At 67.6% G+C, this 15,853-nt stretch carries 11 protein-coding genes; 1 reads left to right on the top strand and 10 read right to left on the bottom strand.

From position 1 onward, the window contains the following. Positions 1 to 44: 44 nt before the first annotated feature. Positions 45 to 2,885 carry a bifunctional [glutamate--ammonia ligase]-adenylyl-L-tyrosine phosphorylase/[glutamate--ammonia-ligase] adenylyltransferase gene (gene glnE, locus AB9O74_RS15795; RefSeq protein ID WP_369349892.1) on the bottom strand — a complete coding sequence of 947 codons (2,841 nt, stop codon included), beginning with the start codon at positions 2,883 to 2,885 and terminating at the stop codon, positions 45 to 47. Between the two features lie 375 nt (positions 2,886 to 3,260). Here glnE and AB9O74_RS15800 point away from each other — a divergent pair, with 375 nt between their 5' ends. After that, a complete protein-coding gene (locus AB9O74_RS15800; protein ID WP_354274069.1) occupies positions 3,261 to 4,775 on the top strand; it encodes an acetyl-CoA hydrolase/transferase family protein in 1,515 nt (504 codons plus the stop codon). 141 nt (positions 4,776 to 4,916) lie between these two features. On the opposite strand, the gene AB9O74_RS15805 is transcribed toward AB9O74_RS15800, so the two are convergent. The 9 genes from AB9O74_RS15805 to AB9O74_RS15845 form a co-directional block, all read right to left on the bottom strand. Beyond that, the gene (locus tag AB9O74_RS15805) at positions 4,917 to 6,284 is read right to left on the bottom strand and encodes a VOC family protein (protein ID WP_369349893.1); all 1,368 of its coding nucleotides are present in this window, start codon (positions 6,282 to 6,284) and stop codon (positions 4,917 to 4,919) included. 179 nt (positions 6,285 to 6,463) lie between these two features. Further along, positions 6,464 to 7,012 (bottom strand): hypothetical protein, encoded by a 549-nt coding sequence (locus AB9O74_RS15810; protein ID WP_369349894.1) that lies wholly within the window; start codon positions 7,010 to 7,012, stop codon positions 6,464 to 6,466. Next, positions 7,009 to 7,761, bottom strand: a complete 753-nt coding sequence (locus tag AB9O74_RS15815) for an HAD family hydrolase (protein ID WP_369349895.1) — start codon at positions 7,759 to 7,761, stop codon at positions 7,009 to 7,011. The genes AB9O74_RS15810 and AB9O74_RS15815 overlap by 4 nt, the downstream gene beginning before the upstream one ends. A 108-nt stretch (positions 7,762 to 7,869) precedes the next feature. Beyond that, positions 7,870 to 8,286, bottom strand: a complete 417-nt coding sequence (locus AB9O74_RS15820; protein WP_369349896.1) for an EF-hand domain-containing protein — start codon at positions 8,284 to 8,286, stop codon at positions 7,870 to 7,872. Positions 8,287 to 8,506: 220 nt separating this feature from the next. Continuing rightward, complete coding sequence (locus AB9O74_RS15825) at positions 8,507 to 8,884, bottom strand: hypothetical protein (protein ID WP_369349897.1); 378 nt, start codon at positions 8,882 to 8,884, stop codon at positions 8,507 to 8,509. Between the two features lie 43 nt (positions 8,885 to 8,927). Further along, positions 8,928 to 9,665 (bottom strand): M15 family metallopeptidase, encoded by a 738-nt coding sequence (locus tag AB9O74_RS15830; RefSeq protein WP_369349898.1) that lies wholly within the window; start codon positions 9,663 to 9,665, stop codon positions 8,928 to 8,930. Further along, positions 9,619 to 11,079 (bottom strand): serine hydrolase domain-containing protein, encoded by a 1,461-nt coding sequence (locus AB9O74_RS15835; protein ID WP_369349920.1) that lies wholly within the window; start codon positions 11,077 to 11,079, stop codon positions 9,619 to 9,621. Before AB9O74_RS15835 ends, AB9O74_RS15830 begins: the two co-directional genes overlap by 47 nt. A 100-nt stretch (positions 11,080 to 11,179) precedes the next feature. After that, entirely contained in the window at positions 11,180 to 14,179 is a 3,000-nt protein-coding gene (locus AB9O74_RS15840) for a carboxypeptidase regulatory-like domain-containing protein (RefSeq protein ID WP_369349899.1), read from the bottom strand. A 50-nt stretch (positions 14,180 to 14,229) separates the two neighbouring features. Next, positions 14,230 to 15,708, bottom strand: a complete 1,479-nt coding sequence (locus tag AB9O74_RS15845; RefSeq protein WP_369349900.1) for a transglutaminase-like domain-containing protein — start codon at positions 15,706 to 15,708, stop codon at positions 14,230 to 14,232. Positions 15,709 to 15,853 lie beyond the last annotated feature (145 nt).

The following is a 15,853-nucleotide window of genomic DNA, read 5'->3' on the forward strand; positions in this document are numbered from 1 at the left end:
GGTAAATGCCCGATCGATGCGGTCCATGCCCGGGCAAACCGGCGTCAGGGCGCGACGTCGATCCGCGCCTGGAACGGCAACCCCGCTGCATCGCTCGCCGCGATGATCATCGCGCGTGCCGCTTCGAGTGCCGGCGTCGGCGGTGCCAGGCGCGGGCGGCGGTCCAGCGTGCAGGCCAGGCCCACGTCCAGCAGTGCCGCATGCGCCTCGTGCAGCCCATCCCGGGTGCCGCCGGGCAGCCACGCGATATCGGCCAGCGCGTCGATCAGGCTCGGGGTATCGCGCGGCAGCACCACCTGCGGATGCATGCCGGCACTGTCCAGCACACCGGTCTGCAGCAGGAATTCCAGATCGACGATGCCGCCCGCGCCCTGCTTCAGATCGAGCCGCGCGGCGTCGCTGCGGTCCAGCTCGGCGCGCATGCGGGCGCGCATCTTCAGCACATCGGCGTAAAGCACCGCGTTGTCGCGCGGGCGCGCCAGCGTGTCTGCGCGCACCCGTTCGAAATCGGCCAGCAGCGAGGCATCGCCCGCAATCGCACGGGCACGCACCAGTGCCTGGTGCTCCCAGGTCCACGCGCGCTCGCGCTGGTACTCGGTGTAGCTGGCCAGCGAAGACACCAGGGCACCTTTGCCACCGTCCGGGCGCAGGCGCACGTCGATGTCGTACAGGCGGCCGGCGGCGGTCACCGCGCCCAGCATCGCCATCACCTTCTGCGCCAGGCGTGCGTACCAGCGGCCAGGATCAAGCGGGCGCGGACCATCGCTGCTGTCCTGCCCGGCCGGGTGATCGTGCAGGAAGACCAGATCCAGGTCCGAGCCGAAGCCCAGTTCCAGTCCGCCCAGGCTGCCGTAGCCGATGATCGCGAAACGTCCGCCCGGTATGCCGCCGTGCTGGCGCTGCATGTCGGCCTGCACCAGCGCGAGTACGGTGACGACCACCGCCTGTGCGAGCTCGGCCAGCTGTCGCGTGGTGTCGACGGCGCGCTGGCGGCCGTCCAGCGTGGCCATCGCCATGCGGAAGCTCAGCGCCAGCCGGGTCTCGTTGAGCAGGCGCAGCGCGCCTTCGGGATCATCGATGGTCAGCGCGACATCGCACTCGGCCTGCATGCCCGCGGCATCCGGCATCGGGCCGGAGACGCGCACGTCGAGCAGTTCGTCGAGCAGCAACGGGTAGGCGGCCAGCCGCTCGGCCAGCAGTGCACTGCGCGCCAGCACGTCGACCAGCCGCGCCAGTGCGCTGGGTTGTTCGTCGAGCAAGGCGAGGTAGCTGGTGCGGCGCAGGACCGCCTGCAGCAGGCCGAGCACGCGCTTGAGCGCGGCATCCGGCTGCGGCGAGCGGGTGGCCGCGTGCAGCAGCGCCGGCAGCACGCGGTCCAGGCGCGCACGCGCGGCATCGGACAGCGACTTCACCCCGGAGCTCTGCGCGAAATCGCGCAGGGATTGATCGGCGCTGCCGGCATCGAAGAAGCCAGCCTCGGCCAGTACCTCGGCGCTGCCGTTGTCGGGCAGGCCCCGCCAGTAGCTGGCCAGTGCATCCGGCGCGGCCTGGCCGCGGCGCGGTGCAAGCAGGGCGGCGAACTCGGTGCTGACCCGCTCGCGCTGTACGTCGAGCGCGGCGACCAGCGCGTCCCAGTCCTCGTAACCGAGGCCGGCGGCGATGCGCAGGCGGTCGGTGGCATCGGTGGGCAGCGCGTGGGTCTGTGCGTCGCGCAGCATCTGCAGGCGGTTTTCCAGCCGACGCAGGAAGCCGTAGGCATGCAGCAGGTCGGCGCCGTCCTGCTCGGCCATCTGGCCCGAAGCGACCAGCGCCGGCAGCGCGTGCAGCAGGCGGCGTTCGCGCAGCGGCGCCTCGCGGCCCCCACGGATCAGCTGCAGCGCCTGCGCGAGGAATTCGATTTCACGGATGCCGCCGGGGCCACGCTTGATGTCGTCGTGCATCTCGCGGCGCGAGACCTCGGCGGTGATCGCGGCCTTCATCTCACGCAGGCCATCGAGCGCGGTGAAATCCAGATAACGGCGGTAGACGAACGGGCGCAGGGTCTGCAGCCAGGCTTCACCGGCGGCGATGTCCCCGGCCACGGCGCGCGCCTTCAGCCAGGCGTAGCGCTCCCAGTCGCGACCTTCGCGCTGGAAGTACTGGTCCATGCCGGCGAACGACAGCGCGACACGGCCGGCATTGCCGAACGGGCGCAGGCGCAGATCGACGCGGTGGCTGAAACCATCCACGGTGGTGTCATCCAGCAGCCGCGCGAGGCGCTGCCCGAGGCGCGCGAAGTATTCCTCGGCCGCGAGTGGGCGCGCGCCATCGGATTCGCCGCCCTGCGGGTAGGCGTAGACCAGATCCACATCCGAGCTGAAATTGAGTTCGCCACCGCCCAGCTTGCCCAGCCCGAATACGACCAGTTGCTGCGCGCTGCCGTCGGCGGCCCGGACAACGCCATGACGGCCAGTGAATTCCTGCTCCAGCGCGGACAGCCCCAACTGCAGGCACTCTTCGGCCAGCCGGGTAGCGCCGGCGAGCGTGGCCGGGACGTCATCCAGCCCGGTCAGGTCGCGCCAGATCAACCGGGTGGAGGCGGCGGTGCGGTAGCGGCGCAGGCGCTGCTGCCATTCGCTGGGTTGCAGCGGGTCCAGCTCGGGCAGCGGCAACGGCGGGCAGCCTGCCTGCGTGAGGTGCGGCAACAGCGTCGGCTGGCGGCACAGGGTGTCGATGGCGAAGTCGCTGGTGACGGCCAGCGCGCGCAGCGTGTCCAGCACGGGGCCCGGCGGCGGCCAGTGCCCGGCATCGGTCAGCGACAGGGCCAGCCGCGCGAGCGCACGGTCGACCAGGGGAACAAGGGCGTCGGGGACGCGCGCGGGCGCGGCGAGGTCGGAAATCGGCATGAGGGGATTATGCCCGGCGCGGGTCGCCCTGCAGGGCAGAAGCGTGTTCACCGGTTGAGCGGTCATGCCCGGGCGCGTGTCGACGCGCGAAACCCCATCGGCGCCCCGATGTTCCGGAGGCGAGACATAAAAAAGCCCGCTTGCAGCGAACTGCCAGCGGGCTCTGCTCCCTCCCCCACGTCGGGATGCAGGTCGATCTTCTAGGGTCGGCGGAGAACTTGCACGCTGCACTGCAAAACAATACTTGCGGGTACAGAAGTAGGCCGGAAAGCTGAACAGGGAGGCGCCGATGTGAAAACGCCATCCCACCAAGGTAGAACCCCTGCCCCTGCGTGGATCGCCGATAATGGGGATCCCCCCAAAAACGTTGTCGTCATGTCTGTCGATCGCATTGCAAACGCGCGTCTGCGTGACCGCGTTGTCTCCGCCGAAGCTGCCGCCGCCCTGATCCAGCCGGGTGAAACCGTCGCCATGAGCGGCTTTACCGGTTCAGGCTATCCCAAGGCGGTGCCGGTCGCGCTGGCGCAGCGCATCGAGGCGGTGCACGCCCAGGGCCTGCCGTTCCAGATCAGCCTGATGACCGGCGCCTCGACCGCGCCGGAGCTGGACGGCGCGCTGGCCAAGGCCGATGGCATCGCGATGCGCATGCCCTTCCAGAGCGACCCGGATGCGCGCAACCGCATCAACGAGGGCAAGCTGGATTACATCGACATCCACCTCAGCCATGTCGCCCAGCACGTGTGGTTCGGCTTCTATGGCGACATCGACACCGCGGTGATCGAGGTCTCGGCGATCCGCGAGGACGGCTCATTGGTGCCCTCCACCTCGGTCGGCAACAACAAGACCTGGCTGGATCTGGCCAAGAAGGTGATCGTCGAGGTCAACGCGTGGCAGCCGGCCGGCGTGGACGGCATGCACGACATCTACTACGGCACCGCGCTGCCGCCGCACCGCAAGCCGATCCCACTGGTGCACGCCAACGACCGCATCGGCGAGACCGCACTGCGCTGCGACCCGGACAAGATCGTGGCGGTGGTGCGCACCAACGGCCCGGACCGCAACAGCCCGTTCAGCCCGATCGATACGACCAGCGAGCAGATCGCGCAGTACCTGATCGAGTTCCTCAAGCACGAAGTGGCCAAGGGCCGCCTGCCGGCCAACCTGCTGCCGCTGCAGAGCGGCGTGGGCAACATCCCGAACGCGGTGCTGGCCGGGCTGGCCAAGAGCGGCTTCCGCGATCTGAGTGCGTTCACCGAGGTGATCCAGGACGGCATGCTCGACCTGCTGCGCGACGGCGTGTTGAGCTATGCCTCGTGCACCGGCTTCGCGCTGAGCCCGCAGGCGAACGAGACCTTCAAGGAACACATCGATTTCTACCGCGAGCGCATCATCATGCGCACGCAGGAAATTTCGAACCACCCGGAACTGGTGCGCCGCCTGGGCTGCATCGGCATGAACGGCATGATCGAAGCCGACCTGTACGGCAACGTCAACTCGACCCACGTAATGGGAAGCCGGATCATGAACGGCATCGGCGGCTCGGGCGACTTCGCGCGCAACGGCTTCCTGTCTGCCTTCCTGAGCCCGTCGACGGCCAAGAACGGCAGCATTTCGGCGATCGTACCGATGGTGAGCCACGTGGATCACACCGAACACGATGTCTCGGTGATCGTCACCGAACAGGGCCTGGCTGATCTGCGCGGCCTGACCCCGCGCAAGCGCGCGCGGGTGGTGATCGACAACTGCGCGCATCCGGATTTCCGCGACCAGCTGAACGACTACTTCGACCGCGCGAGCCGTGAGAGTTACGGCAAGCACACCCCGCACCTGCTGCCGGAAGCGCTGTCGTGGCACCAGCGGTGGCTGGATACCGGGACGATGAAGGCCTGATGCTGCACGGTACCGACCAACGGTCGGTACCTACCGGGGGATAGCCGGTCGATACCCACCCGCGGGATAGCCGGTCGATACCCACCCGCGGGATTCACCGGTAGGCCACGACCGTTGGTCGTGGCGCACGCGACCCGGGTATTACGCGTTGCGCAGCGTTGCCAGCGACTCGGCCTGCAGCCGCTCGTAGATCGCGAACTCGTCCTCCACCTTCATGCCCAGCGCCTGCTCGAAGGCATCGCGGTTGGCATGTGCGGCGTAAGCGCGTTGTTCGTCGCCACCGAGATTGGACTGGAAGATGCCCGCGGCGCTGACCGGCAGGAAGTCCTCATAGACGATCGGATCGGCACTGGCCAGGCCGGCGGCGATCAGCGCTTCGGCCGGCAGGTCACCCACCGCACCCAGGTTGGCACGACCGGCCTCGGTCAGGGCATAGCGGTAGTAACCCAGGCCTTCGCGACGCAGGGTGTCGTGGTCATCCGGGAAAGCGGTGAACGCCGCGGCCAGGCGGGTCGGGTAATCCTGGCCGGTGCTGCCGGCACCCCCACTGTCGCGCGCCTGCGCCAGCAGCTGGTCATACAGCGCGCGGCCCTTGGGCGTCAGGGCGAGGCCACGCTGTTCAATCTCACCAAAGCGCGCGGTATGCGTACCGGCATCGCCGGCGTCCCCCGAGGGGAAGTGCACGGTCTCTTCCAGCGCCTTGAAGCTGGTCTGGCGCAGGAGGATCGGGCAGCGGCGCGGTGGCGGACCTTCGATCACCGCTTTGGCGTCGATGCCACGCGCGAGCATGCCGGCCTGCGCGGCGTCGATGTCCAGCGTGCGCGGGGTCAGGTGGTTGATGTGCGGGCCGCGGAAGCTGACCACGTCGGCGATGAGCCGGTGCGCGTCATGCAGCGCGTGATATGTGTCCAGCGATACCGTGGCATCGCCGTGCCAACGGAAGGTCTCCAGCGCCTCGATGACGAAGCGTCGCGCATCGGCTTGGTCGAGGCCGCCCTCGCGTTCGGCCTGCGCGATCAGGGCCAGCGCGGTATCGGTGAAGATCCGGCGCTTGGCGAGAATGGCAGCGGACTGCTCGCGCAGCGCGACGTTCTCGATCAGCTCCAGCCGCAGCAGCGAAGTGAACACCCGGAACGGATTGCGTGCCAGCGCCTGCGCGGTACGCGGCCGGAACGCGGTGGAATGCACCGGCACGCCGGCCACGGAGAGGTCGTAGTAGCCGATCGGGTACATGCCCATCAGCGCGAACAGGCGGCCCAGCGTGGCCAGTTCTTCCGCCGTGCCGACCCGGATCGCGCCGTGGCGTTCCTGGTCGAGGCGGGCACGTTCGTCAGTGCGGTCCAGTTGCTCGGCCAGCGCCGGATTGGCGGTCAGCACGGCGTCGTTGATCTCGGCCACCAGGTCGACCAGGGTGCCGTACAGCGGCACCTCGGTGCGGTACATGGTGGACATCGCCTGGGCGAACAGGCTGCGGATATCGTCGGGTGAAACGAAACGGTCGGTGCTCATGACGTACTCGGCAACGGATCACGGGGAGGGACAGCAGTCCGCCATTGTCGCCGAGGCGGTCGCGCGCGGCGATCTGCACAGCAGCAAAGGGGGCGGCAGGGTAGAGCCACCCCATGGGTGGCTGCATCGAATGCGATGGGCGCGAAGAGCATCCACGCATGGCGTGGATACGCGGTATCTCAGCGCGTCGCCGCGTCCGCCGGGTTGGCCGCCGTGCGCTGCCGCTGCTCGCGGTTGCCGAGCTGGCGCTGCAGCGTGGCGTCGAGCTTCACCGGGCGGTCCCAGTGGTCGTGGCTGGCGACGATGGCGTGGCGCAGCGCGCGCCAGTGCAGGTTGGTCGGGGTGACCGGGAGCTCGGCGACCACCGCTTTCCAGCGTTTGGCCTCACCCTCCTCCGGCACCGCGCGCGACCACGCCTGTACGCTCTCGCGGCAGGAATGTTCGATCACGTGCGCCCAGAAACAGGCGAAGTAGATGTCGCCGGCCTGCCAGCCGTGGGTGTGCATCAGCGCGGCGACGTAACCGCGCGAGACACCGGCGTAGCGCGAGACTTCATCCAGGAAGCTGTCCGGATAGCGCTCGGCGTAATGATTGATGTCCTGCAGCTGGGTATCCACCCAGGCATCGCCGGTGTCCACCACGTAGGCGGCGGACTTCTCCGGGGTCTGCTCGGCCGCGGCCGCCCAGGGCAGCATCAGCAGCAGCGCGAGCAGGCCGGCGCGCATCATACGGCCTGCGCGGCCTTGGCCTCGATGGTCCGCAGCGCCTGCGGCCAGTCGAAGGCGGTCGGCGCGTCGACCATGCGCGGCTCGTCATCGGCCACGCCGTGCTGGGTCTCGTGCGCCCAGGTCACCGCGTACGGGGTGTGGATGCCCCAGCCGCCAAGGGTGATCACCGGCTCGATGTCCGAGCGCAGCGAATTGCCGACCATCACGAAGCGCTTGATCGGCAGATCGAACTCCTCCAGCACGCGCGCGTAGGTTTCCGGGTCTTTCTCGGAGACGATCTCGATGCGCGGGAACAGGTCGCGCAGGTTGGCCACCTTGATCTTGGCTTCCTGGTGGAACAGGTCGCCCTTGGTGATCAGCACGACCGGGTAATCGCGGGCGATCTCGGTGACCGACTCACGCACACCGTCGATCAGCTCGACCGGATGGCGCAGGGTGTCGTGGCCGATGTCCAGCATCTGCTGCAGGTCGCGGGCGCTGATGGTCTGGTTGGTGATCTCGATGGCCGCTTCGACCATCGACAGGGTCATGCCCTTCACGCCGTAGCCGAACACACCGAGATTGCGCTGCTGCACTTCCAGCAGGTGGCGCGCGGTCTGCGTGTCATGCACGTCGATGTAGCGCGACAGGATGTCGAGGTAATCCTGTTCGGCCTTGCGGTAGAAATCCTCGCTCTTCCACAGCGTGTCATCACCGTCAAAACCAACCAGGCCGATAGCGCCTTGCGGCGTGGGCAGGGAAGTCATCATCGGCCAAGGATACCAACAGCAGCCAAGCCGCCCCAACCGGCGACGCAAAAAGAAAGGGCGGCCGAAGCCGCCCTTTCCCCCTCACTGCGCTACCGGTGTCCCCGGTCCTTACTTGCTCTGCTGGGCGCCGTTATCGGCGGCCTTGCCCTGCTGGGCGGCCACGTACGCCTTGTATTCATCCGGCGAGAGCTCGCCGTCCTTGTTGGTGTCGGCCTGGTCGAACACCTGGGCGAGGCCCGCGTTCACCTGCGCCTCGGATTTGCTGATGGTGCCGTTGCCGTCGGTATCGACGCTGGCCCAGGTCTGGCCACCGCCACCGTTGGCCTGCGAGGAGGCCTGCGCTGCGGCGTTGGCCGCAGTATCGGCTGCGTCACCGGCCTGCGCCGCCGCCTGCTGCGCCTGGGCGGCCTGGTTCTGGGCCTGCGCGGCACTCTGCTGCGCCGACTGGGCCATCGCCGGAATGGCCAGCACACTGCCTGCGGCGACGATCAGGGCGATCAGGGGCTTGCGGATGCGAGTAGTCATTGGGGTGGTCTCCTTGGGTGGTTGTTGCGCGGCCTGTTGTTTCCGCACGGCCCCACACTGCCACCCCGTTTGTGAATCGATATTGCCCCTCGATCGCCCTGCGCACGCCGCCTTAACCACTCGCAGGAATACGTGCAGTACCGCGCTGGTTAGCCGCAGGTGAGCAGTTGGTAACGCACCCATTCATTGAGGCCGCATTTAACCGGAAGCGAACGCAATCTCACGCCGCGTTGCTGTTTTTTTCGCCTGAGCGGGAACTGAACAAAAGCCAGCCCAGCGCAACACCTCCGATCGCGCCGGCCACTTCCAGCACCACGCGTGAGCCGAGTTCGTTCGGATCGTGGATGCTGGCGAGGAACAGCCGGGCATACAGCGGCGACTCGAGCCGCATCATCCCCATGTAGAAGAGGTTCCAGGCATCGATGCCGGCCGAGGCCACCACCGCGATCACGCAGGCCCAGCCGATCGCATGGCCATCGGTCCAGCCTGCCCAGCGGCACAGCCGGTGCCACAGCGCATACACCAGCAGCCCGACCATCAGCGCGATCAGCCCTGCCTCCAGCGTTCCCAGCAATCCAAAGTGCAGCGGCAGGTTCATCGTGGTCCGATCCGGCGGTCAGCGCACAGTGTAGCGGTGCGCCTCATCGGACCGGCACGTCGTAGGCGGTGGTCGGCGCCGGCTCGGGCTGCAGGGTGAAATGCCACCACTCCATCGGGTAGTTGGCGAAGCCACGCCGGGCCATCGCCTGGCGCAGCTGCTGGCGGTGGCGGCGCTGCGCCGTGCTGATCTCCGGCGCATCGGTATGCGCGCGCGGGCCGAAGAAGTCGAACTCGGTGCCCATGTCCACGGCAGCGCAGGCACCCTGGCGGCAATCGAGCAGGGTCAGGTCGACCGTGGCAGCCCGGCTGTGGCCGGAGGTCTCGGCGATGTAGCCACCGAGCAGAGCTGGCTTGTCGAGGTCGGGGTACTGCAAGGCCTTGCGCGACTGTTCGTGCGGGTCGTGTGCCCAGGCGACGAAGGCCTTCACCGCGTGGGCCGGGCGGTAGCAGTCAAAGAGGCGCAGCGCGAACCCTTCGGCACGCAGGTCGGCTTCCACCTGCGCTAGCGCGGCGGCGGCCGGGGCGAGCAGATAGCACTTGGGCGCGTCATAGCCGGGCACGCGTCGCCCGGTGAAGTTGTCCGCGCCGGCGTAGCGGATGTCCTGTTCGATCGCCGGTGCCAGCGTGCGGATATCGACCAGTCCGGCTTCGGCCACATCGCGCGCGGGCGAGAGCGTCACCGCTGGCGCTGCCGCGTGGGCGCTCCCGACCAGCAGCGCCAACAACAGCGTGCTACGGGCAATCACCGATGCGGGTGAAGCGCAGGTCCTGGTAGTCATAACTGAAGTCGATCTCCGGATCGATCGCGGCCAAGGTCAGGGCGGGCGTGGCGCCGGGCTGCAGCTGCAACCACGGCTCGGCATCGGCCCCGAGCGTATCCCACTGCACCAGCCAGCGCGCGCCGAGCTGCATGACCCGGCCGCGCAGCATCGGCGACTTGACCACGCTGAAGCGCAGCGCGCCCTGCTCCGGACAGAGCAGGGCCTCGCCCAGCCACGGGTCGCGGTAACGGCCCTGCGCAGACGCCGTGGTGCGGAGCGAAGCCGGCCGACGCGCGCGGGTATCCGGTCGTACCTTGCCGTCACCCCGGCGGTCGGCACGCTCCTGTTCAAGCAGGGCCAGATAGTGGTCCACGTCGGCCGTGTCCTCCGCTGCGGTGTAGTGCTTCAAGGCCACCTGCATCAGTGCGGTGCGTGCATCCTCGGCGTCGCCGTTGATCAGGATCACCACGCCGACCTTGCGGTCCGGCAGCAGCGCGAGCGAGGAATACATGCCGGACAGCGTGCCGGTGTGCGCCACCTTCCACTGCCCGTCCATGTCCGACAAGCGCCACCCGTAACCATAGGCAGAGACATGCGCGTTGTCCCAGCGCCGCTGCCGCTCGCCCAGGGGCATCGGCATGTGCGCGGTCCACAGTGCGCGGCGCTGCGCCGTGCCCAGCCAGCCGGGAGCCCGTGCGGGATCGAGCAGCACCTGCATCCAGCGGGTCATGTCGCGCAGGCTGCAACGGATGCCGCCGGCCGCCATCGAGGTCAGATCGGCGCTGCTCCCGCCGTCGGCCCCCTGCACCACGTTGCGGCCGTCCTTCCGCGCGTGCGGCTGGGCGACGTTGCCGACCGCCGCGACCGACCACGCGCCGACCTGGCAGCGATCCATCCCCAGCGGCGCGAACACTTCCTCGCGCAGCAGTTGATCGTAAGGCTTGCCACCGGCGGCAGCGGCGACCTCGCCCGCGACCACATACATCAGGTTGTCGTAGGCGTAGCCGCTGCGGAAGCTGGTGACCGGCCTGAGATGGGCCAGGCCGGCGATGATGTCCTGCCGGGTGAAACTGTTGGGCTCGGGCCACAGCATCAGGTCGCCCGCCCCCAGGCCGAGGCCGCTGTTGTGGATCAGCAGGTCACGCACCTGCATCTGCTGCGTCACCCAAGGGTCATGCATGCGGAACTGCGGCATGTACTTGATGACCGGGTCATCCCAGCGCAGTGCACCGCGCTCGACCAGGCGCGCGAGCAGCGCGGCGGTCATCGCCTTGCTGTTGGAGGCGATCTTGAACAGGGTGTCCGGGTCGATGGGGTCGCCGCTGCCGGCGATCCGCTCGCCGGCAGTGCGTTCGTACACGACGCGCCCATCCTCCACCACGGCCATGGCCAGGCCCGGCAGCGCGGCGCGCACCCGGGTCTGGTCGAACATCCGGTCGAACGACGGTGGCGTCGCCGCAGCGGTGCTGGCCGCCATCCCGAGCCCTGCCAGCACCGCCGTCCACGCCCATTGTTTCCTGGCGCTCATGCCATCAATAGTTCCAGGTCACCGTGAGCTGTGCATAGCGGGGCGACTGGAAGCCGGTGCCATACCCATAGAGCGGGTTCGGCGTGCCGATGCTGTCCTGCGGCTCATAGTCCTGGTCCACCGAGACGATGCGCTGCTGGTTGAGCACGTTGTAGATCGCCAGCTTCACGTTGATGTCCAGCGGCACTGGAATCTTGTACGCCACGCTCATGTCCAGATCGTACGTCCACGGGGTACGGCCATCGCCGCCGCGCGGAGAATGCACGAAGACCCGCTCGGACGGCACCGAGGCCTGGCAGTTGGAGACGCAGACGTAGTAGCTGTGGAAGTCGGTGTCATCGAACGGATTGCCGGCGCCGAAGCGGGTGATCGGGCTGCCCGACTGGATGCCCAGCGTCGCCGCCACGGTCAGGTTCTCGGTCACCGCGTAGCTGCCACGGAACTTGAACTGGTGCCGGCGATCATTGGCCAGGTAGCCGTAGCCGCGGTAGTTCACCCACGGATTGTCGAAGTTCTCGGTACGCCCCGAATCGGCGAAGTCGGTATCGGAGTTGACCGGTCCCTCGGCGTTGCCACGGCCGTAGGCGAGCGTATAGGACGCGTTGAAGCCCCACGCGCCGTCCCATGCGCGGTCGACCTGCAGTTCCAGGGCCTTGTAATCACGCTTGGGCTTGACCCAGCCGCGCTGGCCGACGTAATTGCCGTCGTCGTCGTACAGGGCCCAGCCTTCGCGCGAGGTGTCGATGTCGATCCAGGCGTCGTTGCTGCCATCGCAGTCGCTGTCGCCCCAGACGGTGTTGGTGCGGCCGGGATTGCCCATGATCCAGACCCCATCGATCGCCCCGCACTGGCCGGTGGCGGTGATGTTCATGTCATCGATGGCGTTGTTGAGGCGACGGTAGGTGACGCTGGCGCCGACCGACCACGACGCGCTGAGCATGTGCTGGAAGCCGAGGATGGCTTCATCCTGGTAGACCGGATCCATGTCCCGGTTCACTTCGGCGCGCAGGTCCGGCACGCTGCCGTCGCCCTGCGAGTTGTCCACCGGCCCGATCTGGCCGCCCAGGTTCGGCACGTTGTTGCTCGCGCCGCTGTAGCCCAGGAACTCGTACCAGGTGCGCTCATCCAGGAAGCCACCAGCCTGCTTGATGTTGATCACGTTGGCCACGGGCAGGAAGTAGCGGCCCAGGTTGCCGAACACCTTGGTGGTGCCGTCACCGCGCACGTCCCAGGCAAAGCCCAGGCGCGGGGCGATCATGTCGTCGATCTTGATGTAGCTGTCGCCGTCGCCGCCCTTGTTGTCGAACCCTTCCACGCGGGCGCCGATGTTGAGCAGGAGGTTCGGCGTGACCTGCCAGTTGTCTTCGATGTAGTACGCCGAGTTGATGGTCTCGAACGAACCGGCCACTTCGTAGCGGCGGGTGCGCGCGCCCAGTCCACTGGCCGGGACCACGCCGCCGTTGAGCGAGCTGCCCGGGGTGCGGTAATAGATGTCATAGCGCAGCCCGCCCGGGCCGGGATAGGCCCGCTCGTAGTCGGAGGTGTTCTCTTCGCGGTCCATGCCGAAGCGCAGCAGATGGTTGCCAAGCGACCATTCGAAGTCGGCACGCGCCGCCTTGCGGGTATCCAGGGCCGATTCCAGCTGCGAACTGCTGGTGCAGCTGCGATCGCCCTGCAGATCGGTGGGCACGCCCTGGCTGGCGGTGCGGTTGTCGAACACCCGGTTGCAGTTCTCGTCCATGAGGCTGCTCTGGGTGCGGTTGCGCTTGTTCTCGCCGTACATCAGCTTCATGGTCAGGTCGTTGTTGACCTGCCAGCTGTAGGTGCCGGACCAGTTCTTGCCGCCCACGGTGTTGTAGACCTGGTTGGTGCGGTCGCCCACTGCCAGGCCGGTGTCGTAGTCGTACTTGTAGACGTCGGTGACGGTATCGCTTTTGTCCGAGAAGCCGAACAGCGAGAGCATCTGGTTGTCGGTGATCTGCCAGTCCAGCTTGCCGCCCCAGAACGGATCGTCGGCGGTGCCGCGGTTGAGCACGGTGCCGGCATCGTTGGTGGAGTTGGGCTTGTAGTCGCGTGCTTCGTACATGCCGAAGAAGAACAGCTTGTCCTGCACCAGTGCGCCGGAGGCGAACACGTTCAGCGCGCTGCGCGAGTAATCATCGCGGCTGGCGGTGATGTAGCGGCTGCCATCACGGTCGTAGCGGTCACGCGCCTGCGACTGCCAGGCGCGCGGTTCCAGCACCAGCTCGGCGCCAGCCTTGAAGTCGTTGCTGCCCGAGCGGGTCACCGCGTTGATCACGCCGCCGGTGCTGCGCCCGAACTCTACCGAATAGCCGCCGGTCTTGACCTGGAATTCCTGGTAGAACGCGAACGGCACCGAGGAAAAACCGACCCGGTTGTAGAAGTCGGTGACATTCAGGCCATTGATGTAAACGGTGTTCTCGGCGACCGACGAGCCGCCGAAGGAAATGCCCTGCCCACCCAGCGAGCCTTTGCCTTTGACGGCGCCGGGAGCCAACAGGGCCACGGCGGTGATGTCGCGGTCCACCGGCAGGCGCGAAAGCTCCTCGCGGGTGATGTTGGTGGCCGATTCGGTCGACTTCACGTCCACCATCGACACCACCTGCGGCGCGCGTACCTGCACCGTGCCCAGCGTGTTGACGCCGCTGACCGGCACATTCACCGTTGTCGCACTGCCGAGGCCGACATTGATCTGGCCCACCTGCGCGGGCGCGCCGCCGGCCACGGTCACGTCCAGGTCATAGGTGCCCACCGGCAGCAGCGGGATGCGGTAGCTGCCATTGGCCTCGGCCCTCACCGAGCGGACGAACCCAGTGGCGGGATTGCGCACGGTCACCGTGGCGTTCTCCAGGCGCTGCCCGGAATCGGTGATCAGCTTGCCGACCACGGCACCGTCCTGCGCCATCGCCGCCGGCGCCAGGCTGCCGAGGCAGGCCCCCAGGGCAACGCACAGCGCCGCCCGCTTCAATCGATTTACGTTCATTCCCTGCTCTCTCCTGCAGATGTGGAATCGTGGATACCGCTGTTTACCGTTTACCGCTTGGCCCCCAGTGGCACCACGTGCGACTGGAAGTCGTAGTTCCATTGATCGAAGTACAGATTGCCGCCGGACCACTCGGCTTCACCGCGCTGCGAATCCACCGTGTCCGAGCGGAAATGCTGCTTGGCCGGCACCAGCGGCTGGCCGTAGTCGTCGTTGAAGGCGATGCGGTAGGCATCCAGCCCGCCCAGATAGAAATCGCGCAGCGCCTGCTGCGGACTGTCCAGCCGCCCGGTGGTGACATCCATCGGCACCCAGCCATAGGGGGCCAGATACACCGCGCCCCAGTCGTGCAGGTTGTTGTAGCCGGCCGCATCATCGGAATAGACCATGCCCGACTGCCAGCGCGCGGGAATGCCGTTCAGGCGCAGCAGGGCGATCAACAGCAGCGTCTGCTGGCCGCAGTCGGCGTGGCCGGCGTGCAGGGCGTAGTCGCTGATGTTGGAGATCGTCGCGTACTCGCGCGCACCGGCCCACGGAATGGCGTCCACCGCGTCGAACAGCTTCTGCACGATCCGGTACGGATCGGTCTCCGTCCCGACCACCTTCGTCGAGAACGCGCGCAGCGCCGGGGTGAACACGATGTGCGGCGCCTGCTCGGCGAGGTACGGCTTCAGCGCAGGATCTTCCGGCGTGGGCTGGACCCTGGCCGGATCGATCTCGATATGGCGCGCGTACACAGTCACTGCGTAGCGGATCTGGAACTCGGTGGGCGTGCCGGCCACTGCCTTGCGCTCCAGGTAGGCGGTGCGCTGCAGCGTGGCTTCGGGAGCCACCTGCGCGCCGGCCGGCGTACTCGCCATCCAGGTGATGTCTTCCTGCTGGCCGGCAATGGCGCGCGGGTACGGAATCCATGCACGGATGGTTTCGCCGGCAGGCACGGCGTCGGGCTTGACCACCAGCGACTGGGTCACCTCGACGCGGCGCGGCACGAGGCTGGTCGCGCCGGTGGCGCGGGCGGCCGCGACGATCTCCTGGTGGTGCGGGTGCAGATGCTCGTAAGGGCCATCCTTCGGCACCGCGGCATCGGGTGCGCGCCGGGCGCGCGCCTCGGCACTGACCCGGAACAGGTTGGACGGCGCGCGTTTGAAGTAGCGGCGCTGGCCATCGATATCGAGGTGTTCGATCAGGCCGGCGGCATCCCAGCGCGCGAATTCGTCCGCGCGAAGATCGGGAATCTGCTTCCGCAGCTGTGCTTTGGCGCCCTCTGCATCCAGGCTGAAGTCCAGGCGCATGCGGCGCATCCGCTCGCGCTGGTATGCGTAGTCCCGGCGTGCGGCCTCGTCGAGCGTGCTGTCGTGCAGCGCGGCATCGATCTGGGCGTCGGCCGTGGCGAACGCACCCCGGTCGACCTGGGCGATCACCTGCGGCAGCGGCGACACTGCCGCCACCGCGTACAGTGAGGGCAGCGCCAGCAACAGACAGCCCGCCGCACGGCAGCGCGCGGTGTGGAGCGAGAACGGTTTGCGCATCACAGGATCCACGGCGACACTTCCCAAGGTGCGGGTGGGGTAATCGCTGTGTAACACGGGCCTGATAGCCGGTCAATAATTTATTCTTGCTTTCGCCGAAAAAAGGAATAAATATTCCTGACGTTTCCGAGGAGGGTGACCGCGT

The organism is Stenotrophomonas sp. JAG2 (assembly GCF_041080745.1).
Classification (GTDB): domain Bacteria; phylum Pseudomonadota; class Gammaproteobacteria; order Xanthomonadales; family Xanthomonadaceae; genus Stenotrophomonas; species Stenotrophomonas maltophilia_AA.

Bases quoted from the DNA above. Each gene is read 5' to 3' on its own strand.
- AB9O74_RS15815 (WP_369349895.1), bottom strand. From the start codon at position 7,761: ATGATGACTTCCCTGCCCACGCCGCAAGGCGCTATCGGCCTGGTTGGT.
- AB9O74_RS15835 (WP_369349920.1), bottom strand. From the start codon at position 11,079: ATGTTCGACCAGACCCGGGTGCGCGCCGCGCTGCCGGGCCTGGCCATG.
- AB9O74_RS15805 (WP_369349893.1), bottom strand. From the start codon at position 6,284: ATGAGCACCGACCGTTTCGTTTCACCCGACGATATCCGCAGCCTGTTC.
- AB9O74_RS15845 (WP_369349900.1), bottom strand. From the start codon at position 15,708: ATGCGCAAACCGTTCTCGCTCCACACCGCGCGCTGCCGTGCGGCGGGC.
- glnE (WP_369349892.1), bottom strand. From the start codon at position 2,885: ATGCCGATTTCCGACCTCGCCGCGCCCGCGCGCGTCCCCGACGCCCTT.
- AB9O74_RS15810 (WP_369349894.1), bottom strand. From the start codon at position 7,012: ATGATGCGCGCCGGCCTGCTCGCGCTGCTGCTGATGCTGCCCTGGGCG.
- AB9O74_RS15825 (WP_369349897.1), bottom strand. From the start codon at position 8,884: ATGAACCTGCCGCTGCACTTTGGATTGCTGGGAACGCTGGAGGCAGGG.
- AB9O74_RS15820 (WP_369349896.1), bottom strand. From the start codon at position 8,286: ATGACTACTCGCATCCGCAAGCCCCTGATCGCCCTGATCGTCGCCGCA.
- AB9O74_RS15840 (WP_369349899.1), bottom strand. From the start codon at position 14,179: ATGAACGTAAATCGATTGAAGCGGGCGGCGCTGTGCGTTGCCCTGGGG.
- AB9O74_RS15830 (WP_369349898.1), bottom strand. From the start codon at position 9,665: ATGACTACCAGGACCTGCGCTTCACCCGCATCGGTGATTGCCCGTAGC.
- AB9O74_RS15800 (WP_354274069.1), top strand. From the start codon at position 3,261: ATGTCTGTCGATCGCATTGCAAACGCGCGTCTGCGTGACCGCGTTGTC.